At 70.0% G+C, this 20,229-nt stretch carries 17 protein-coding genes; 15 read left to right on the forward strand and 2 right to left on the reverse strand.

All coding sequences use genetic code 11. The annotated features are described in order from the left end of the window. Nucleotides 1–20: 20 nt before the first annotated feature. Nucleotides 21–2,384: a phosphoketolase family protein gene (locus tag ACQ5DX_RS09275; protein ID WP_430335601.1), complete on the reverse strand. Its 2,364-nt coding sequence runs from the start codon at nt 2,382–2,384 to the stop codon at nt 21–23. A 245-nt stretch (nt 2,385–2,629) separates the two neighbouring features. Here ACQ5DX_RS09275 and ACQ5DX_RS09280 point away from each other — a divergent pair, with 245 nt between their 5' ends. The 15 genes from ACQ5DX_RS09280 (at nt 2,630) to tpiA (ending at nt 19,161) form a co-directional block, all read left to right on the forward strand. Continuing rightward, nucleotides 2,630–3,640, forward strand: a complete 1,011-nt coding sequence (locus tag ACQ5DX_RS09280; RefSeq protein WP_430335602.1) for a zinc-binding alcohol dehydrogenase family protein — start codon at nt 2,630–2,632, stop codon at nt 3,638–3,640. Between the two features lie 73 nt (nt 3,641–3,713). Then, nucleotides 3,714–6,089, forward strand: coding sequence for a glycoside hydrolase family 65 protein (locus tag ACQ5DX_RS09285; RefSeq protein WP_430332345.1), 2,376 nt, complete (start codon nt 3,714–3,716; stop codon nt 6,087–6,089). A gap of 10 nt (nt 6,090–6,099) precedes the next feature. Beyond that, the gene (rpe, locus tag ACQ5DX_RS09290) at nt 6,100–6,783 is read left to right on the forward strand and encodes a ribulose-phosphate 3-epimerase (protein ID WP_430332346.1); all 684 of its coding nucleotides are present in this window, start codon (nt 6,100–6,102) and stop codon (nt 6,781–6,783) included. Between the two features lie 43 nt (nt 6,784–6,826). After that, a complete protein-coding gene (gene ribD, locus ACQ5DX_RS09295; protein WP_430335603.1) occupies nt 6,827–7,843 on the forward strand; it encodes a bifunctional diaminohydroxyphosphoribosylaminopyrimidine deaminase/5-amino-6-(5-phosphoribosylamino)uracil reductase RibD in 1,017 nt (338 codons plus the stop codon). Between the two features lie 64 nt (nt 7,844–7,907). Beyond that, the gene (locus tag ACQ5DX_RS09300; RefSeq protein ID WP_430332347.1) at nt 7,908–8,528 is read left to right on the forward strand and encodes a riboflavin synthase; all 621 of its coding nucleotides are present in this window, start codon (nt 7,908–7,910) and stop codon (nt 8,526–8,528) included. 98 nt (nt 8,529–8,626) lie between these two features. After that, nucleotides 8,627–9,874 carry a bifunctional 3,4-dihydroxy-2-butanone-4-phosphate synthase/GTP cyclohydrolase II gene (locus tag ACQ5DX_RS09305; RefSeq protein ID WP_430332348.1) on the forward strand — a complete coding sequence of 416 codons (1,248 nt, stop codon included), beginning with the start codon at nt 8,627–8,629 and terminating at the stop codon, nt 9,872–9,874. Next, the gene (gene ribH / locus ACQ5DX_RS09310; RefSeq protein WP_430332349.1) at nt 9,871–10,368 is read left to right on the forward strand and encodes a 6,7-dimethyl-8-ribityllumazine synthase; all 498 of its coding nucleotides are present in this window, start codon (nt 9,871–9,873) and stop codon (nt 10,366–10,368) included. Before ACQ5DX_RS09305 ends, ribH begins: the two co-directional genes overlap by 4 nt. Continuing rightward, nucleotides 10,365–10,823, forward strand: coding sequence for a PH domain-containing protein (locus tag ACQ5DX_RS09315; protein WP_430332350.1), 459 nt, complete (start codon nt 10,365–10,367; stop codon nt 10,821–10,823). The genes ribH and ACQ5DX_RS09315 overlap by 4 nt, the downstream gene beginning before the upstream one ends. A gap of 45 nt (nt 10,824–10,868) precedes the next feature. Further along, on the forward strand, nt 10,869–12,989 hold the full coding sequence (uvrC, locus tag ACQ5DX_RS09320; RefSeq protein ID WP_430332351.1) for an excinuclease ABC subunit UvrC: 2,121 nt from the start codon (nt 10,869–10,871) through the stop codon (nt 12,987–12,989). After that, the gene (rapZ, locus tag ACQ5DX_RS09325; protein WP_430332352.1) at nt 12,986–13,885 is read left to right on the forward strand and encodes an RNase adapter RapZ; all 900 of its coding nucleotides are present in this window, start codon (nt 12,986–12,988) and stop codon (nt 13,883–13,885) included. The genes uvrC and rapZ overlap by 4 nt, the downstream gene beginning before the upstream one ends. Beyond that, on the forward strand, nt 13,882–14,946 hold the full coding sequence (locus ACQ5DX_RS09330) for a gluconeogenesis factor YvcK family protein (protein ID WP_430332353.1): 1,065 nt from the start codon (nt 13,882–13,884) through the stop codon (nt 14,944–14,946). Before rapZ ends, ACQ5DX_RS09330 begins: the two co-directional genes overlap by 4 nt. Further along, nucleotides 14,943–15,920 (forward strand): DNA-binding protein WhiA, encoded by a 978-nt coding sequence (whiA, locus tag ACQ5DX_RS09335; protein ID WP_430335604.1) that lies wholly within the window; start codon nt 14,943–14,945, stop codon nt 15,918–15,920. Before ACQ5DX_RS09330 ends, whiA begins: the two co-directional genes overlap by 4 nt. A 216-nt stretch (nt 15,921–16,136) precedes the next feature. Then, nucleotides 16,137–17,156, forward strand: a complete 1,020-nt coding sequence (gene gap, locus ACQ5DX_RS09340; RefSeq protein WP_430332354.1) for a type I glyceraldehyde-3-phosphate dehydrogenase — start codon at nt 16,137–16,139, stop codon at nt 17,154–17,156. A gap of 4 nt (nt 17,157–17,160) precedes the next feature. Beyond that, on the forward strand, nt 17,161–18,372 hold the full coding sequence (locus ACQ5DX_RS09345) for a phosphoglycerate kinase (protein WP_430332355.1): 1,212 nt from the start codon (nt 17,161–17,163) through the stop codon (nt 18,370–18,372). A gap of 3 nt (nt 18,373–18,375) precedes the next feature. Beyond that, nucleotides 18,376–19,161: a triose-phosphate isomerase gene (gene tpiA, locus ACQ5DX_RS09350; RefSeq protein WP_430332356.1), complete on the forward strand. Its 786-nt coding sequence runs from the start codon at nt 18,376–18,378 to the stop codon at nt 19,159–19,161. Between the two features lie 75 nt (nt 19,162–19,236). On the opposite strand, the gene ACQ5DX_RS09355 is transcribed toward tpiA, so the two are convergent. Continuing rightward, complete coding sequence (locus ACQ5DX_RS09355) at nt 19,237–20,145, reverse strand: tyrosine-protein phosphatase (RefSeq protein WP_430335605.1); 909 nt, start codon at nt 20,143–20,145, stop codon at nt 19,237–19,239. Between the last annotated feature and the right edge of the window lie 84 nt (nt 20,146–20,229).

Genomic DNA, 20,229 nt, shown 5'->3' on the forward strand with positions numbered 1-20,229 from the left:
GACCGGGCCGGCCGGACCGGTCACACCGGTTCCGGCCACACCCAGCCCCGTACCTCCGGCATGTCCTCGAGGTGTTCGCGGACGTAGGAGTGGTGGCGTTCGAGCATCCGCTGGCAGTAGCCGGTCAGTTCGGCGGCGCCGTCGGGCGTACGACGGGTGCGGCGCAGCGCCTCGATCGCGAGGTGGAAGCGGCTCATGTGGTTGAGCACCACCATGTCGAACGGTGTCGTGGTCGTGCCCTGCTCGGTGTAGCCGCGAACGTGGAAGCGATCTGGGTTCGTTCGCCCGTGCAGCAGTTGATGGAAGGACCGGGCGTAGCCGTGCCACGCGACGACGACGTCGACGTCCGCAGTGAAGAGTTCCTCGAAGGCGTCGTGAGGGCGTCCGTGCGGGTGGATGTCGGCCGGCGCCATCGACATCAGATCGACGACGTTGACCACCCGGACCCGTAGATCGGGCACATGTCCGCGCAGCAGCGCCGCGGCCGCCAGCGTCTCCTCGGTGGGGACGTCACCGACGCACGCGAGCACGATGTCGGGTTCGCCGTCGCCGCTCTCGGTCCCCGCCCAGTCCCACACCGACGCACCGGCCGCGACATGCTTGCGTGCCTGCTCGAGCGTCAGGTACTGCGGGTGGGACTGCTTGTCGACGACCAGCAGATTGACGCAGTCCCGCGACGCGAACTCCCGTTCGGCGACCACGAGCAGCGAGTTCGCGTCGGGTGGCAGGTACACCCGGGTGACGCCACCCGACAGCGACAGCACGGTGTCGATCAGCCCGGGGCCCTGGTGGGAGAACCCGTTGTGGTCGTTGCGCCAGCACGTCGACGTCAGCAGGATGTTCAGGCTCGCCACCGGGGCGCGCCAGTCGATGGAGCGCGACCGCTCGAGCCACTTGGCGTGCTGGATGGTCATCGAGGCGCTGACCATCGCGAACGCCTCGTACGTCGCGAACAGCCCGTGACGGCCGGTCAGGAGATAGCCCTCGAGCCAGCCCTGACACAGGTGCTCGGAGAGCACCTCCATCACCCGTCCGTGATGGCCGACGTGGTCGTCGCCCGGGATCAGGGTGCCCACGAAACAGCGGTCGGTCACGTCGAACACCGCGCCCAGGCGGTTGCTGTTGGTCTCGTCGGGACAGAACAGCCGGAAGTTGTCGGGATTGGCGACGTAGACGTCGCGGAGGAACTCGCCCAGCGGGCGCGTCGTCTCGTGGTGGATCGCACCCGGCGCGGGCACGTCGACGGCGTACCGGTCGGCCGCGGGCAGGTCGAGCGGCCGCAGCCGCAGACCGCCGTTCGCGTGCGGATTCGCGCCCATCCGTCGGTCACCGTCCGGGGCGAGCGCCGCCAGCTCGGGCACCAGCCGACCCTGCGGATCGAACTGCTCCTCGGGCCGATACGACAGCATCCACTGTTCGAGCAGCCTCAGGTGAGCCGGGTCGTCGCGCACGTCGGCGACCGGCACCTGGTGCGCCCGGAACGTGCCCTCGACCTCGAGACCGTCCACGATGTCCGGGCCGGTCCAGCCCTTGGGGGTGCGCAGGACGATCGCGGGCCAGCGGGGACGCTCCGTGAACCCCGATTCGCGGGCGTCGCGCTGGATCCGGGTGATCGCGGTGTGCGCGCGGTCGAGGGTCTCGGCCAGGTCCCGGTGGACCTGCGCCGGATCCTCGCCGGCGACCAGCGCGGAATCCCAGCCGAACGCGTCCAGCAGCGCCAGCACCTCGTCGTCGGATCGGCGGCCGAGCACCGTCGGGCCCGAGATCTTGTACCCGTTGAGGTGCAGGATCGGCAGCACGGCACCGTCGTGGGTCGGGTCGAGGAAGAACGGGGCCTTCCACGACGCCGACAGCGGCCCGGTCTCGGCCTCGCCGTCGCCGACGACGCACGCGACGATCAGGTCGGGGTTGTCCATCGCTGCTCCCGCGGCGTGCGCGAGCGAATACCCGAGTTCGCCGCCCTCGTTGATCGACCCCGGCGTCTCGACCCCGGAATGGCTCGGGATCCCGCCCGGCGTCGAGAACTGCCGCGCCAGCCGGCGCAGCCCCGCCTCGTCCGGCGTGACGTCCGGGTACAGCTGCGAGTACGTGCCCTCGAGGTAGGTGTTCGCGACGACGGCGGGGCCGCCGTGACCGGGGCCGGCGATGAACAGCACGTCCGCGTCGGTGCGGCGGATCAGCCGGTTGAGGTGCGCGTACACGAGCGACAGCCCCGGACTGGTGCCCCAGTGGCCGAGCAGACGCGGCTTGATGTCGGGCGGCACGAGGGGCTGGCGCAGCAGGACGTTGTCGCGCAGGTAGATCTGCGCCACCGTCAGGTAGTTGGCCGCCATCCAATAGCGGTGGAGCCCTTCGAGATCGTCGTCGGGGGTGGTGTCCACGATGTCGACTCCTCCGTTCGGGCGAAGGTGCTTCCATCCTGACCGGAGCGGGCGTCCGCCGCCAGGGCTTTGCGCGACGAGACCGGTTCCTCCGATTCCCCCTGTTGCCAAGGCGCCGAACAAGGCATTCTGGAGAAGACGGCTGCGGCACCTCCGACGATGCCGCGCACGGGCTGTGACCATCGCCGATGACGAAGTGCGGATCCGGGATGCGTAGCGAAACCTCACGAACCACGCCGACGACGACGATGCGCGCCTGGCGGACCACCAGACCAGGGCCGCTGGCGGATCGCCCGCTGCGGTCGGATCGCGAACTGCTTCCGCGGCCCACCAGCAAGGACCTGCTCGTCAAGGTCCTCGCGTGCGGCGTGTGCCGGACCGACCTGCACGTCGTCGAGGGCGAGTTGCCACCCCACCGGCTCAACGTGATTCCCGGCCACGAGATCGTCGGCGAGGTCGTCGACGTGGGGGAGGACGTGGGCGAACACGCCGACCGGTTCGCGGTGGGGCAGCGGGTCGGAATCGCTTGGCTGCGGGGTACCTGCGGGCACTGCCGCTACTGCGTACGCGGCGACGAGAACCTGTGCCCCTACTCGACGTACACGGGGTGGGACGCCGACGGCGGTTACGCCGAGTACACGACGGTGCCCGCCGACTATGCGCTCGAACTCCCCACCGGGTATCCGACCGTGGAGATCGCGCCGCTGCTGTGCGCGGGCATCATCGGGTACCGATCGCTGCAGCGTGCGGACCTGCCCGACGGTGGCCGCCTCGGGATCTACGGATTCGGCGGCAGCGCCCACCTCACCGCGCAGGTCGCGTTGGCGCGCGGCGCCCGCGTCCACGTGATGACCCGTGGCGAGGAGGCGCGCGAGTTGGCCTTCAGCCTGGGTGCGGCGTCGGTGCAGGGCGCGGCCGACCCGCCGCCGGAACCGCTGGACTCGGCGATCCTGTTCGCCCCCGCGGGGGATCTCGTGCCGCCCGCGCTCGAGGCGCTCGACGCCGGCGGCACGCTCGCGCTCGCCGGCATCCATCTCAGCGACATCCCGCCGCTGAACTACCAGCGGGACCTGTTCCGGGAACGCCAGGTTCGCAGCGTCACTGCGAACACGCGGCAGGACGCCAAGGAGTTCCTCGCGTTCGCGCAGCAGCACCGCCTACGGGTCAGTGCCCACCGCTATCCGCTCGACGCCGCCGACAAGGCGCTCGCGGACCTCGCCGGCGGGGTGTTCGGCGGTGCAGCCGTTCTCGTGCCGTGACGGCGCGGGTGTCCTAGCGTGAACTGACGGGTCGGTCTCGAGGACCCGCACGCGACTGGGAGGTTCGGATGCCGTGATTACTCATCCCGCCTTTCCGGTCGAGCCCTGGAGCCTGCGCGCAACCAGCCTGGATCTCGAGGTCCTTGCGCAGACCGAGTCGCTGTTCGCCGTCGCCAACGGACACCTCGGCTGGCGGGGCAACCTCGACGAGGGCGATCCGCACGGACTGCCGGGCAGCTACCTGTCGGGCGTCTACGAGGTCCGCCCCATGCCGTACGCCGAGCCGGGCTACGGCTACCCGAATTTCGGCGAGACCATCATCAACATCACCGACGGCAAGATCGTGCGGCTGCTCGTCGACGACGAACCGTTCGACGTCCGGCGCGGGCACCTCCTGAAACACGAGCAGGAACTGGACCTGCGGGCCGGGGTGCTGCGGCGAACCGTGGAGTGGCGCTCTCCGGCGGGCCGCACCGTCCGGGTGCGCACCACCCGGATCGCGTCGTTCACGCAGCGCGCGATCGGCGCCGTCGACTACCGGGTCGAGCCGCTCGACGGTCCGGCCCGGGTGGTGCTGCAGTCCGAGTTGGTCGCCAACGAGCCGATGCCCGAACCTGAGGCGGACCCGCGCGCGGCCGCGGTCCTGGCCGAGCCCCTGGTCGCCGAGGAGAACTTCGGTCACGACGCGCGGGTGCAGCTCATCCACACGACCGGCGAGAGCGGCCTGCGCGTGGCCGTCGGCATGGATCACGAGGTGTCCGGTCCGCACGTGCACGTCGAATCCGAGTGGTACCCCGACCAGGGGCGGGTGACGATTGCGTCGGAGCTCGCACAGGGCGAGCACGTGCGGATGGTCAAGTACGTCGCCCACGCGTGGTCGTCCCGGCGGACGGCGCCGGCCATGCGCGACGAGGTGGCCGGTGAGCTCACCCTCGCGCGGGAAAGTGGTTGGGACGGACTGATCTCTGAACAGCGGACGTTCCTCGACACGTTCTGGGAGCACGCCGACGTCGTCGTCGACGGTGACCCGGAGGTCCAGCAGGCGGTGCGGTTCGCGCTGTTCCACATCCTGCAGGCATCGGCCCGTGCCGAGGGTGTCGCGATCGCGTCGAAGGGCCTCACCGGGCGCGGCTACGACGGGCACGCGTTCTGGGACACCGAGATGTTCGTCCTCCCGGTGCTGACGTCGGTGTATCCGAAGGCCGTCGCCCACGCACTGGGCTGGCGGCACTCGACGCTGCCGACGAACCGTGTCCGGGCCCGCCAGCTGGGGCTCGACGGCGCGGCCTTCCCGTGGCGGACCATCACCGGCAAGGAATGCAGCGGGTACTGGCCGGCCGGGGCCGCGGCCTTCCACGTCAACGCCGCGATCGCCCGGGCGGTGATCGGATACCTGCGGTCCGACGGCGACAGCGAGTTCGAGCACACGGTGGCCCTGGACCTGCTGGTGGAGACGGCACGCCTGTGGCGATCCCTCGGCTACTTCGACGAGGACGGACGTTTCCGCATCGACGGCGTCACCGGCCCCGACGAGTACAGCGCGCTGGTCCGCAACAACCTCTACACCAACCTGATGGCGCGCGAGAACCTCACCGCCGCAGTGGCTGTCGTCGAACGGTACCGCGATCGCATGCCGGATCTGGGCATCACCGACGAGGAACTCGGCGGGTGGCGCACCGCAGCCGACCGCATGTTTCTGCCGTACGACGAGCGCCGCGGCGTGCACCCGCAGTCGTCGGGGTTCACCGACCGCGAGGTGTGGGACTTCGCTACGACCCCGCCCGATCACTACCCGCTGCTGCTGCACTACCCGTACTTCGATCTCTACCGCAAGCAGGTGGTCAAGCAGGCCGACGTCGTGCTGGCCGTGCAGTGGGTGCCCGACGCGTTCACCCCCGAACAGAAGGCACGCAACTTCGCGTACTACGAGCGGCTGACCGTGCGGGACTCGTCGCTGTCGGCGTGCAGCCAGGCGGTGGTGGCCGCGGACGTCGGAGCGATGGATCTCGCATACGACTACCTGGGGGAGACGGCGCTGATCGACCTGCTCGACCTGGAGCACAACACGAGCGACGGTCTGCACCTGGCGTCGCTGGCCGGCATCTGGCTCGCGCTCGTCCAGGGTTTCGGTGGTGTGCGACGCCGGCGATCGGGGCTGACGCTCCGGCCGGCGCTGCCACGCGGCATCGACCGGCTCGAGTTCGGGGTCGAAGCGGCGGGGTGCAGGCTGCGGGTCGAGGTCGACCGGACGGAGACGCGGTACCGGCTCGTGCGCGGCGACGAATTGACGATTCAGCACGACGGAGCGTCGGTAACGTTGCGTGGCAACGAGATCCGGGTGATGCCGACGATCCGTCCACCCACGGGCCCGGTCGTGACTCAACCACCCGGGCGGGAGCCGGCTCGGCGCTACCCCGGCAGCGACGGGAGACCGGCCGCTGCCTACTAAACTCGCCCCCGTGGCAACCCCGATGATCGCTCCGTCCATTCTCTCCGCCGACTTCGCCCGGCTCGCCGAGGAGGCCGACGCCGTAGCCGGCGCCGACTGGCTGCACGTGGACGTCATGGACGCCCATTTCGTGCCGAATCTGACGCTCGGCCTGCCGGTCGTGCAGAGCCTGCTGAAGGCCACCGACATTCCGCTGGACTGCCACCTGATGATCGACGACCCGGGCCGCTGGGCGCCGCCGTACGCGGAGGCCGGCGCGTACAACGTCACGTTCCACGCCGAGGCCACCGACGATCCGGTGGCGGTGGCCCGCGACATTCGCGCCGCCGGCGCCAAGGCGGGGCTGAGCATCAAGCCGAACACCCCGATCGAGCCGTACCTCGAGATCCTGCGGAACTTCGACACGCTGCTCGTGATGAGCGTCGAGCCGGGGTTTGGTGGACAGTCGTTCATCCCCACCGTGCTGGAGAAGGCGCGCGCGGTCCGCAAACTGGTCGACGCGGGCGAGCTGCGCCTGCTGGTCGAGATCGACGGCGGGATCAACGCCGACACCGTCGAGCAGGCCGCTGAGGCGGGCGTCGACTGCTTCGTCGCCGGGTCGGCCGTCTACGGCGCCGCCGATCCCGCGCTGGCGGTGCGCTCGCTGCGTGAGCAGGCCGCGAAGGCGTCACCGCACCTGACGCTGTCGATCTGACGGGCCGATCGTGACGACGTCCGCGCGAGCCCTCGAGGCCGCGATGCGCCTGGCGATCGACGCCGCGCACAGTGTCCGGGGCGCCACGAGCCCCAATCCGCCGGTGGGGGCGGTGATCCTCGACGCGTCCGGTGAGGTCGTCGGCATCGGCGCCACCCGTCCGCCCGGCGGACCGCACGCCGAGGTCGTGGCGCTCGCCGAGGCCGGTGAGCGGGCCCGCGGCGGCACCGCCGTGGTGACGCTCGAGCCGTGCAACCACTACGGACGTACCGGACCGTGCTCGCAGGCGTTGGTCGACGCCGGCGTCGCGGCGGTGCACTATGCCGTCGCCGACCCCAACCCGGCGGCGTCGGGCGGTGCCGACACGCTGCGCGGGGCCGGTGTCGCGGTGTCAGCGGGCACCCTCGTCGAGGACGTCGAACGCGGACCGCTGCGCGCCTGGCTGCACCGGCAGCGCACCGGCCGCCCGCACGTGACGTGGAAGTTCGCCGCCACCCTCGACGGCCGCAGCGCCGCGGCGGACGGCACCAGCCAGTGGATCACCGGGCCGGCCGCGCGGGCCCGCGTGCACGCCGACCGGGCCCGGTTGGACGCGATCGTCGTCGGCACCGGGACCGTGCTCGCGGACGATCCGTGGCTGACTGCCCGCCTGCCCGACGGCTCGCTGGCCCCGCACCAACCGCTGCGCGTCGTGGTGGGGAATCGACCGATCCCATCCACCGCGAAGGTCCTCGACGACGCGGCGCCCACGCTGGTACTGCGCACCCACGACGTCTCCGAGGTCCTCGCCGCGCTCGCTGATCAGGACGACGTCCTGGTCGAGGGTGGGCCGCGGCTGGCCGGGGTGTTCCTCGCGGCCGATCGGATCGACCGGATCCAGGCGTACATCGCCCCGGTCGTGTTGGGGGCAGGGTCCCACGCAGTGGAAGGCGCGGGGGTCCGGACCATCGCCGAAGCGTTACGGTTTCGGCGAGAGAGCGTCGAGACTATCGGCGACGACGTGTTGTTGAACCTGATCCCGGAGCAGTCGGGCCGCACCGCGGCACGGGATCGTCAGTGACGTGGTCCCGTTCGGGATCATCGCCGAACCGATCCCGCCGGGATCCGAAGGAGAGAGCGAAGACATGTTCACCGGAATCGTCGAAGAACTCGGTGAGATCGTCGCCAAGGAGGACCTGGCGGACGCGGCCCGGTTCACCGTGCGCGGCCCGGTCGTCACGGCCGACGCCGCCCACGGCGACTCGATCGCGGTCAACGGCGTCTGCCTGACGGTGGTCGACGTCCTCGACGGCGACGCGTTCACGGCCGACGTGATGCGCGAGACCCTCGTGCGGTCGAGCCTCGGGGCGCTGGAGGTCGGCAGTCGCGTCAATCTCGAGCGGGCCGCCGCGGTGAACAGCCGACTGGGCGGTCACATCGTCCAGGGGCATGTCGACGGCACGGGCGCGGTCATCAGCCGCAGCCCGTCCGAGCATTGGACGGTGGTGCGGATCTCGCTGCCGTCGACCATCTCGCGATACGTCGTGGAGAAGGGGTCGATCACGGTCGACGGGGTGTCCCTGACCGTGTCGGCGCTCGGCGGCGAACCCGGTGACGAGTACTTCGAGATCTCGCTCATCCCGACGACGCTCGCCCTGACCACCCTCGGATCGGCGGAACCGGGAACCCCGGTGAACCTCGAGGTCGACGTCATCGCCAAGTACGTCGAACGCCTGACCACCGCGGGCGCCCGACAGCCGGAATAACGACCTCGCATCGGAAGGTCGTACTGTTGAGGTGCATCTGAAGCGATGCACCGGGACATACTCGAGCACACCAGTTCAAGATTTTGGAGCCCAAGCACGTGACCAGGTTCGACAGCATCGAGCGCGCAGTCGCCGACATCGCCGCAGGTAAGGCGGTCGTGGTCGTCGACGACGAGGACCGCGAGAACGAGGGCGACCTCATCTTTGCGGCCGAGAAGGCCACCCCGGAACTCGTGGCGTTCATGGTGCGCTACACCTCCGGCTACCTGTGTGTTCCGCTCGACGGCGAGGACTGTGACCGACTCGGTCTCCCGCCGATGTACGCGACCAACCAGGACAAGCACGGCACCGCGTACACCGTCACGGTCGACGCCCGCGAGGGCATCGGAACCGGCATCTCGGCGTCCGACCGGGCTGCGACGATGCGCCTGCTGGCCGACCCGGACAGCGGCGCCGGTGACTTCACCCGCCCGGGCCACGTGGTGCCGCTGCGCGCCAAGGAGGGCGGCGTGCTCCGTCGCCCCGGTCACACCGAGGCCGCCGTCGACCTCGCCCGCATGGCCGACCTGCGTCCCGCCGGTGTGATCTGCGAGATCGTCAGCCAGAAGGACGAGGGCCACATGGCCAAGACCGACGAGCTGCGGGTCTTCGCCGACGACCACGATCTGGCGTTGATCTCGATCGCGGACCTGATCGCGTGGCGCCGCAAGCACGAGAAGCACGTCGTGCGCGTCGCCGAGGCCCGGATCCCCACCCGCCACGGCGACTTCACCGCCGTCGGCTACAAGAGCATCTACGACGAGGTCGAGCACGTCGCGCTGGTGCGCGGCGACATCAGCGACGACGACGGCGGCGACGTCCTCGTCCGCGTGCACTCCGAGTGCCTCACCGGTGACGTGTTCGGCTCGCTGCGCTGCGACTGCGGCCCGCAGCTCGACGCCGCGCTCGACATGATCGCGCAGGAGGGCCGCGGTGTGGTCCTGTACATGCGCGGTCACGAGGGCCGCGGCATCGGCCTGATGCACAAGCTGCAGGCCTACCAGCTGCAGGACGCCGGCTCCGACACCGTCGACGCGAACCTCCAGCTCGGGCTGCCGGCCGACGCCCGCGACTACGGCATCGGCGCGCAGATCCTCGTCGACCTCGGCATCAAGTCGATGCGCCTGCTCACCAACAACCCGGCCAAGCGGGTCGGTCTCGACGGCTACGGCCTGCAGATCACCGAACGGGTGCCGATGCCGCTGCGCGCGAACGCCGAGAACCTGACGTACCTGCGCACCAAGCGCGACCGCATGGGTCACGACCTCATCGGACTCGACGAGTTCGAGGCCGGTGACGCCCTGTGAGCGGTGAGGGACGTCCCGACCTGCAGCTCGGGATGGCGAAGGACCTCAAGCTCGCGATCGTCGCCGGTCAGTGGCACCCGGAGATCAGCGAGGCGCTGATCTCCGGCGCCAAGCGGGTGGCGAAGCAGGCGCAGATCGAGGAGCCGACGCTGATCCGGGTCGCCGGTGCGATCGAACTGCCGGTCGTCGCGCAGGAACTCGCCAAGTCGCACGACGCGGTCGTCGCGCTCGGTGTCGTGATCCGCGGCGGCACACCGCACTTCGAGTACGTGTGCGACGCCGTGACGGCCGGCCTCACGCGGGTCTCGCTCGACGAGGGGACTCCGGTCGGCAACGGCGTGCTCACCACCGACAACGAGCAGCAGGCGCTGGACCGTTCGGGTCTGCCCGGCTCGCTCGAGGACAAGGGCGGTGAGGCGTGCGCCGCAGCGATCGACACCGCGGTGACGCTGGCACTGCTACGACGCAAGCGGACGGGGTCGACGTCGCGATGAGCGATTCGCACGGTCAGTGGGATTTCGAGGTCCGGTCGAAGAAGTCGGCGCGGTACGCGTGGATCGCGGCGGGTGTGTTGGTGCTGGTGCACGTCACGCTGGCGATCCTGCTGCGGACGTCGGCGACCGGCGTGTACTTCCGGCTCGTCGATCAGTTCGCGATGGCCGGCATCGGACTCCTGCTGGCGTGCGGTGTGCTGCTGCTCACGCGTCCGCGCCTGCGGGTCGGGCCCAGCGGCATCGCGGTCCGCAACGTCCTCGGTGAGCGGTTCGTCGAGTGGGACCTCGAGCAGGGGCTGTCGTTCCCCGATGGCGCGTCGTGGGCCCGGGTCGAGTTGCCCGACGACGAGTACGTGCCGGTGATGGCGATCCAGGCGAACGACGGCGACCACGCCGTCCACGCCGTCCGCAAGTTCCGCGAGCTCGAGGCGAAGTACACGGGTTCGCGCACGTAGTGAGCTCGCGCGAATACCGTCGGTACTCCCGACTAGCCTTGAATCGTGCCTGATCCCTCGACGTATCGTCCCGCGCCCGGAACCATCCCGGTGGAGCCGGGGGTGTACAAGTTCCGCGATCCGCACGGCCGCGTCATCTACGTCGGCAAGGCGAAGAGTCTGCGCTCGCGGCTCAATTCGTACTTCGCCGACGTCTCGTCGCTGCACCCGCGGACCCGGCAGATGGTCACCACCGCGGGCAGCGTCGAGTGGACGGTCGTCAGCACCGAGGTGGAGGCACTCCAGCTCGAGTACAACTGGATCAAGGAGTTCGATCCGCGGTTCAACGTCCGCTACCGGGACGACAAGACGTACCCGGTGCTCGCGGTGACGTTGAACGAGGAGTTCCCGCGGCTGTTCGTCTATCGCGGACCGCGGCGCAAGGGCGTGCGCTACTTCGGGCCGTACGCGCACGCGTGGGCCATCCGCGAGACGCTCGACCTGCTGCTGCGGGTGTTCCCGGCGCGCACCTGCTCGGCCGGAGTCTTCAAGCGGCACAACCAGATCGGTCGGCCGTGCCTGCTCGGCTACATCGACAAGTGCTCGGCGCCGTGCGTCGGCCGGGTCTCGGCCGAGGAGCACCGCCAGATCGTCGAGGACTTCTGCGACTTCCTGTCCGGCCGCACCGACCGGCTCGTCCGGCAGCTCGAGACGCGGATGCAGGAGGCCGCCGAGGACCTGGACTTCGAGACCGCGGCCCGGCTGCGGGACGACGTCGGGGCGCTGAAGAAGGCACTCGAGAAGCAGGCCGTCGTCCTCGGCGACGGCACCGACGCCGACCTGGTGGCGTTCGCGACCGACGAACTCGAGGTCGCGGTGCAGGTGTTCCACGTCCGCGGCGGCCGCGTGCGCGGTCAGCGGGGCTGGGTCGTCGAGAAGGCGGGCGACGTCATCGAGCGCGAAGCCGTCGCCGCCGACGGCGGGGACTCCGGTGCGGAGTCCGAACAGGCGATCCTGGTCGGGCAGTTCCTGACCCAGTTCTACGGCGAGCAGGCCGCGATCGGCGACGGCGGAACCCCGGCCGACCAGCCCGCCAACGTCGTGCCCCGCGAGGTCCTGGTGCCGGTGCTGCCGCCGGACGCCGACGAGGTCCAGAAGTGGCTGAGCACCCTGCGCGGGTCGGCCGTCAAGCTGCGGGTCCCGCAGCGCGGCGACAAGAAGGCGCTCGCGGAGACCGTCGAGCGCAACGCGAAGGAAGCGCTGGCGCAGCACAAGCTCAAGCGGGCCGGCGACTTCACGTCGCGCTCGGCGGCGCTGCAGGGCATCCAGGAGGCGCTGGACCTGGACTCGGCGCCGCTGCGGATCGAGTGCGTCGACATCAGCCACGTGCAGGGCACCGACGTCGTGGCGTCACTGGTCGTCTTCGAGGACGGGCTGCCACGCAAGTCCGACTACCGGCACTACGCGATCAAGGAAGCGGCCGGCGACGGACGTTCCGACGACGTGGCGAGCATCGCGGAGGTCACGAGGCGGCGGTTCCTGCGCCACAACCGGGATGCGGCTGCCGGAGCGGCGGACGCGAGCGGTGGTGATCTCGCGCCCGAGGCGGCGTTGGACCCGCAGACTGGCCGTCCCCGGAAGTTTGCGTACCCGCCGAACCTGTTCGTCGTCGACGGCGGCGCCCCGCAGGTCGCGGCGGCCGCGGAGGTGCTCGACGAACTCGGTATCACCGACGTCGCCGTCGTCGGGCTGGCGAAGCGGCTCGAGGAGGTGTGGGTGCCGGGCGAGGAGGATCCGGTGATCCTGCCCCGCACCAGCGAATCGCTGTACCTGCTGCAGCGGGTGCGTGACGAGGCCCACCGCTTCGCGATCACGTTCCACCGCAGCAAGCGGTCGCGGCGGATGACGGCGTCGGCGCTGGATTCGGTGCGCGGTCTGGGGGAGACGCGCCGGACGGCGCTCGTCAAGCACTTCGGGTCGGTGGCGCGGCTGCGCGACGCGACCGTCGAGGAGATCACCGAGGTGCCCGGGATCGGCGTCACGACGGCGCGAGCGGTCCTGGCGGCGCTCGGCGGGGCCGACGCAGACCAGGGCGCGGGGTCGGATGTCACTGCAGGAGTGCCGGCGGTGGGGGATGATGTGTCGGACATCGACGTATCGGAACGAACAGGACAGAGGCTCGAGTGAACGACCAGCAGGAACGCGACGGTGGCGGCATGGAGGTCGCGCTCGTCACGGGGCTGTCCGGGGCGGGGCTGAGCACTGCGGCCAAGGTTCTCGAGGACCTCGGCTGGTACGTCGTCGACAATCTGCCGCCCGAGTTGATCACCCGGATGGTCGACCTCGGTGTCGAATCGGATCCGCCGATCCGGCGCCTCGCGGTGGTCCTCGACGTCCGCAGCCGCCCGTTCTCGGGTGATCTCGTCCGCGTGATCGACGCGCTCGAACAGATGCCCGTGCAGATGCGGGTGCTGTACCTGGAGGCCAACGACTCGGTGCTCATCCGGCGGTTCGAGCACGTGCGACGCAGCCACCCGCTGCAGAGCGACAGCAAGGAAGGCACGCTGTCCGACGGGATCGCAGCCGAGCGCGCCAAGCTGGCCCACGTGAAGGCGGCGGCCGACCTGGTGGTCGACACGTCGTCGCTCGCGGTTCGTGAGCTGCGCGAGAAGATCGAGACCGCCTTCGGGGGCGAGGGCAGCAGCGAGATCCAGGTGACCGTGCAGTCCTTCGGGTTCAAGCACGGCCTGCCGATGGACGCGGACATGGTGTGCGACGTCCGGTTCCTGCCGAATCCGCACTGGATTCCGGAACTGCGCGAACACACCGGACTGGAGGACGCGGTGCGCGACTACGTGCTGTCCCGGGACGGGGCCGAGGAGTACCTCGACACGTATCTGCGCCTGCTGGAATTGACGACGGCGGGATACCGCCGGGAGGGAAAGCGCTACATGACGATCGCGGTCGGGTGCACCGGCGGCAAGCATCGCAGCGTGGCCATGTCGGAGGCGCTCGCGGCTCTTCTGCGGAAGGAAGACGGTCTCGCCGTCCGTGTCGTCCACCGCGATGTGGGGCGCGAATGAGCGACGATCGACAGCGCGGCGACGGCCGCGCGCCTCGGATCGTCGCGTTCGGCGGCGGACACGGCCTGTACGCGACGCTCAGCGCTGCGCGGAGACTGAGCTCCGACGTCACCGCGGTCGTGACGGTCGCCGACGACGGCGGGTCCTCGGGTCGGCTCCGCGGCGAACTGGGCGTGATCCCGCCCGGTGACCTGCGGATGGCGCTGGCCGCGCTGGCGGCCCGGGAACCGCACGTCCAGCCGTGGACGGACACCGTCCAGCACCGTTTCGGTGGCACCGGTGCGCTCGCCGGGCACTCCGTCGGCAATCTGATCCTCGCCGGACTCACCGAGGTCCTCGGCGACACCGTCGCCGCCCTGGACACCGTCGCGCGGCTGCTCGAGATCGACGGGCGGGTGCTGCCGATGTCCTGCGTCGCGCTGGAGATCGAGGCCGACGTCGTCGGGCTCGAGACCGATCCTCGGGTCAGCCGCTGCATCCGCGGCCAGGTCGCGGTCGCGACGACGCCGGGGAAGGTCCGGCGGGTCCGCCTCCGCCCGGCCAATCCGCCGGCGTGCCCCGAGGCCCTCGCCGCGATCGACCGGGCCGACCTCGTCGTGCTCGGCCCGGGATCGTGGTTCTCGAGCGTCATTCCGCACGTCCTGGTCCCGGAGCTGCGCGACGCGGTGCGGCGTTCGGTAGCGCGCAAGGTGCTGATCCTGAATCTCGCGCCGGAGCCGGGGGAGACCGCCGGATTCTCCGCCGAACGCCACCTGCACGTACTCTGCCAACACGCACCGGACCTGCGCGTGGACCACATCGTCGTCGACTCGGCGTCGGTTCCCCCGGGCCGGGAACGCGAACACCTGTGCCGAGCCGCGCAGCAGCTCGGTGCCGATGTCGTGTACGCGGACGTCGCCGAAGACGGGACCCACAAGCATCACGCGGGCAAGCTCGCAGCCGTGCTCGACCGGCTCTCCGTGCCGGCACCAGTTGGTGCCCGCACCGAGACCGCGCACGACGTGAACGAACAGGCCGCCGAACAGGCAGCTGGGGGAAGGGAGAGCGCCACGTGGCGATGACAGCCGAGGTCAAGGACGAGCTCAGCCGGCTCACGCTGACGCAGGTCAGCTGCCGCAAGGCGGAGGTGTCGTCGCTGCTGCGCTTCGCGGGCGGACTTCACATCGTGGGCGGCCGTGTCGTCGTGGAGGCCGAGGTGGACATGGGCTCGATCGCGCGCCGGTTGCGCGGCGAGATCCTCGACCTGTACGGGTACCACTCGGACGTGCACGTCCTCAGCGCCGGCGGCTTGCGCAAGGGCTCCCGGTACGTCGTCCGCGTCGCCAAGGACGGCGAGGCCCTGGCCCGCCGGACCGGGCTGCTCGACATGCGGGGCCGACCGGTGCGCGGACTTCCCGCGCAGGTGGTGGGCGGCAGCGTCGGTGACGCCGAATCGGCGTGGCGCGGCGCCTTCCTGGCACACGGGTCGCTGACCGAGCCCGGTCGCTCGTCGGCGCTCGAGGTGAGCTGCCCGGGCCCGGAGGCGGCGCTCGCGCTCGTCGGTGCCGCCCGCCGGCTGGGGATCACCGCCAAGGCCCGCGAGGTCCGCGGCACCGATCGGGTGGTGGTTCGCGACGGCGAGGCGATCGGCGCGCTGCTCACCCGGATGGGCGCGCAGGACACGCGCCTGACGTGGGAGGAACGCCGCATGCGCCGTGAGGTGCGGGCGACGGCGAACCGCCTGGCCAACTTCGACGACGCCAACCTGCGCCGCTCGGCGCGGGCGGCTGTCGCTGCCGCGGCGCGGGTGGAGCGGGCCCTCGAGATCCTCGCCGAGGACGTGCCCGACCATCTCGCGGCCGCCGGCACGCTGCGCGTCAAGCACCGGCAGGCGTCACTCGAGGAACTCGGCCAGCTGGCCGACCCGCCGATGACCAAGGACGCGGTGGCAGGACGGATCCGCCGACTGCTGTCGATGGCCGATCGTCGGGCCAAGGAGCTGGGCATCCCCGACACCGAGTCGGCGGTCACCCCGGAGTTGCTCGAAGAGGCCTGACGTAGACGGAACAGACACGAATCGATCTCGCCCGGCTTGCCCCGGTTCCGGTGACCGGGGCAGATGCGCGCCCGTTCGGGTGCGCGCACTAGGGTGGGACACACATCGACCGATGAGTCCCACGCGTTTCGGTTTCGATCGGCGTGGGTACGTGCCCGCGAGGTTCATGCGGGCGACAAACTGGCACACCAGAGTAGATGGGCAAAGGAGCTAACTGTGACGGTCCGGGTAGGCATCAACGGCTTCGGTCGTATCGGACGTAACTTCTTCAGGGCGGTCGATGCGCAGAAGGCGCTCGGCACCACCGACATCGAGATCGTGGCGGTCAACGACCTCACGGACAACGCGACGCTGGCTCACCTGCTCAAGTACGACTCGATCCTGGGTCGTCTGCCGCACGACGTCTCGCTCGAGGGCGACGACACCATCGTCGTCGGCGACACCAAGATCAAGGCGCTGGCGCACCGCGGCCCGCTGAACGAGCTCCCCTGGGGCGAGCTGGGCGTCGACGTCGTCGTCGAGTCCACGGGCATCTTCACGGACGCCGAGAAGGCCAAGGGCCACCTCGAGGCCGGCGCCAAGAAGGTCATCATCTCCGCGCCCGCCAAGGGCGAGGACATCACCATCGTCATGGGCGTCAACGACGACAAGTACGACGGCAGCCAGGACATCATCTCCAACGCGTCCTGCACCACCAACTGCCTCGGCCCGATCGCCAAGGTCCTGGACGACGAGTTCGGCATCGTCAAGGGCCTGATGACGACGGTCCACGCGTACACGCAGGACCAGAACCTGCAGGACGGCCCGCACAGCGACCTGCGTCGCGCCCGCGCCGCCGCGCTGAACGTCGTTCCGACCGGCACGGGTGCCGCCAAGGCCATCGGCCTGGTCCTCCCGCAGCTGCTCGGCAAGCTGGACGGCTACGCGCTGCGCGTGCCGATCCCGACCGGCTCGGTCACCGACCTCACCGTCAACCTGGCGAAGCCGGCCACGATCGCCGAGATCAACGCCGCGATGAAGGCTGCCGCCGAGGGCCCGCTGAAGGGCATCCTGAAGTACACCGAGGCTCCGATCGTGTCGTCGGACATCGTCACCGACCCGCACTCCTCGATCTTCGACGCCGGCCTGACCAAGGTCATCGACGATCAGGTCAAGATCGTGTCCTGGTACGACAACGAGTGGGGCTACTCGAACCGCCTCGCGGACCTCATCGGTCTCGTCGCGAAGTCCCTCTGACGCCGTGGCTGTCAAGACTCTGAAGGACCTGCTGGACGAGGGGGTCGAGGGCCGTACCGTGCTGGTGCGCTCCGACCTCAACGTCCCGCTGGACAACGGAACCATCACCGACGCGGGCCGCATCGTCGCGTCCGCGCCGACCATCTCGGCGCTGGCCGAGGCGGGCGCCAAGGTCATCGTGATGGCGCACCTCGGTCGCCCCAAGGGTGCGGTCGATCCCGCGCTGTCGCTGGCCCCGGTCGCCGCCAAGCTCGGTGAGGTGCTGGGTCGAAACGTCCAGCTCGCCGGTGACGTCGTCGGCCAGGACGCGCTCGCGCGTTCCGAGGGCCTGACGGACGGCGATGTCCTCCTGCTGGAGAACATCCGCTTCGATCCGCGTGAGACCAGCAAGGACGACGCCGAGCGCGAGGCACTCGCCAAGGCACTCGTCGACCTGGTCGACGGTGAGGGCGCGTTCGTCTCCGACGGTTTCGGTGTCGTGCACCGCAAGCAGGCGTCGGTCTACGACATCGCCAAGCTGCTCCCGCACTACGCGGGCAACCTGGTCGCGGCCGAGGTCGAGGTCCTGCAGAAGCTCACCCAGGACTCCGAGCGCCCGTACGCGGTCGTGCTCGGCGGTTCGAAGGTGTCGGACAAGCTCGCCGTGATCGAGGCGTTGGCCCCCAAGGTCGACACGCTCGTCATCGGCGGCGGCATGTACTACACCTTCCTTGCGGCGCAGGGCATCTCGGTCGGCAACTCGCTGTGCCAGGAAGAGATGATCGGCACCTGCAAGGAGCTGCTCGAGCGCTACGCGGACGTCATCCACATCCCGCAGGACGTGGTGATCGCCGACTCGTTCTCGGCGGACGCCGAGTCGAAGACGGTCTCCGTGCTGGAGATTCCGGACGGCTGGATGGGCCTGGACATCGGACCGCAGTCGGTGGAGCGCTTCGCGGCGATCCTCTCGGGTGCCAAGACGGTGTTCTGGAACGGCCCGATGGGCGTGTTCGAGTTCGCGAAGTTCTCGGCCGGCACCAAGGGTGTCGCCGAGGCGATCATCGAGGCCACCGGCAAGGGCGCGTTCAGCGTCGTCGGCGGCGGCGATTCCGCGGCGGCCGTGCGTCAGCTCGGTCTGCCGGAGGACGGCTTCTCGCACATCTCGACCGGCGGTGGCGCCTCCCTCGAATACCTCGAGGGCAAGACGCTTCCCGGCATCGCGGCGCTGGAGGACTGAGGCATGGCACGTAAGCCTTTGATCGCCGGCAACTGGAAGATGAACCTCAACCACCTCGAGGCCATCGCTCTGGTGCAGAAGATCGCGTTCTCGCTGCCCGCGAAGTACTTCGAGAAGGTCGACGTGACGGTGATCCCGCCGTTCACCGACATCCGCAGCGTGCAGACGCTGGTCGAGGGCGACAAGCTGCTGCTCACCTACGGTGCGCAGGATCTGTCCGCCCACGAGTCCGGTGCCTACACCGGCGAGATCAGCGGCTCGATGCTGGCCAAGCTGGGCTGCACGTTCGTCGTCGTCGGTCACTCCGAGCGGCGCACGCTGCACGGCGAGACCGACGAGACGGTCCTCGCGAAGACCAAGGCCGCGCTGGCGAACGGGCTCACCCCGATCGTCTGCATCGGTGAGGGTCTGAACATCCGCGAGGCCGGCGAGCACGTGGCGTACAACGTTGCGCAACTGAAGGGCTCGTTGGCGGGCCTGTCGGCCGACGAGATCTCCAAGATCGTCGTCGCGTACGAGCCCGTGTGGGCCATCGGCACCGGCAAGGTGGCCTCGGCCGCCGACGCCCAGGAGGTGTGCGCCGCGGTGCGTGCCACCCTCGCCGAGCTGGCCTCGGCCGAGGTCGCACAGGCCGTGCGGGTCCTCTACGGCGGATCGGTCAACGCCAAGAACGTCGGCGAGCTGGTTGCTCAGCCCGACGTCGACGGCGGCCTCGTCGGCGGAGCCTCGCTCAAGTCGGACGAGTTCGCGACCCTGGCGGCCATCGCGGCCGGCGGGCCGCTGCCGTGATGCGGTAGCAATCGAACGAGCGCGGGGCGCGTGACCGGAAAGGTCACGCGCCCCGCGTTTTTCGTCGGTCGCGGCTCAGACGAGCAGCTTCAGTCGCAGCTTCGCGATGGTGGCCGGTGTGAGCCCGAGGCCGTCGGTCAGGTAGTGCTCGAGCGAGCCGTAGTTGCGGTCGACCTCCTCGAAGGACGCGGCGAGATAGCTGGCGTCGACGCCGATGAGCTGGCGGTAGATCTCCGCGGCCTCAGGTCCCTTGACTGCGGTGATCTGGGCGAGGGTGGCCGCGATGGTGCCGGCCGAGTAGTCGTTGGACAGCAGGTAGTCGGCCGTAACGGTCTCCCGCGACACGCCGGCGATCCCGAGGAGCAGCGCTGTCGCCCATCCGGTCCGGTCCTTGCCGGCGGTGCAGTGGAACACCTGCGGTCCGGGTGTGTCGGCGAGTGCGGTCAACAGTTCGGCGTAGCCGCGGCGGGCAGTCGCGTCGTTCACGGTCGAGCGATAGCCGTCCTGGACGTAGGCGCGCGCCTCTTCCGGGGTGCGGAGCGCTGCGATGTCGGCGCTCGGATCGGCTGCCAGGACCTGGATCTGGGAGTACCGCACTCCGGTGGGCAGGACGTCCGGCTTGGCGGCGATCTCCTGGCCGGTGCGCAGGTCGTAGACGGCGGTGAGCCCGAGTGACTGCAGGGTCGCGAGGTCGGCGGCGTTCGGCGTCAGCGCGTTCGCGCGGTAGAACACGCCCCGGTTCACGTGCAGGCCACCGAATCCGAGGTAGCCGTCGCCGGTCCCGGCGATATCGCGGAAATTGTCGACTGACGCGAGTCTGGGTGTGGGGGCGGGCTCGGCAACGCTCGACCCGAACCCTGAGGAACCGAACGGCAGCGAGGTAACCGGGGAGGCGTCGGCGATGGCGGTACCGCCGAGCATGAGCGCACCCGTCAGGCCGAGCACGGCGACCGTGCGTCGCCGTCGAGTGGGCGTTTCGTACATCTGGTGGATCACGAGAACTCCTTCCGCGGGTGAGTGTTTCGTCGGGGAAGGTAGCGCGGACGATTGTCCCGGAAAGTGACCTGT

The organism is Rhodococcus sp. ACT016, assembly GCF_050477185.1.
In the GTDB taxonomy this organism is placed as follows: Bacteria; Actinomycetota; Actinomycetes; order Mycobacteriales; family Mycobacteriaceae; genus Prescottella.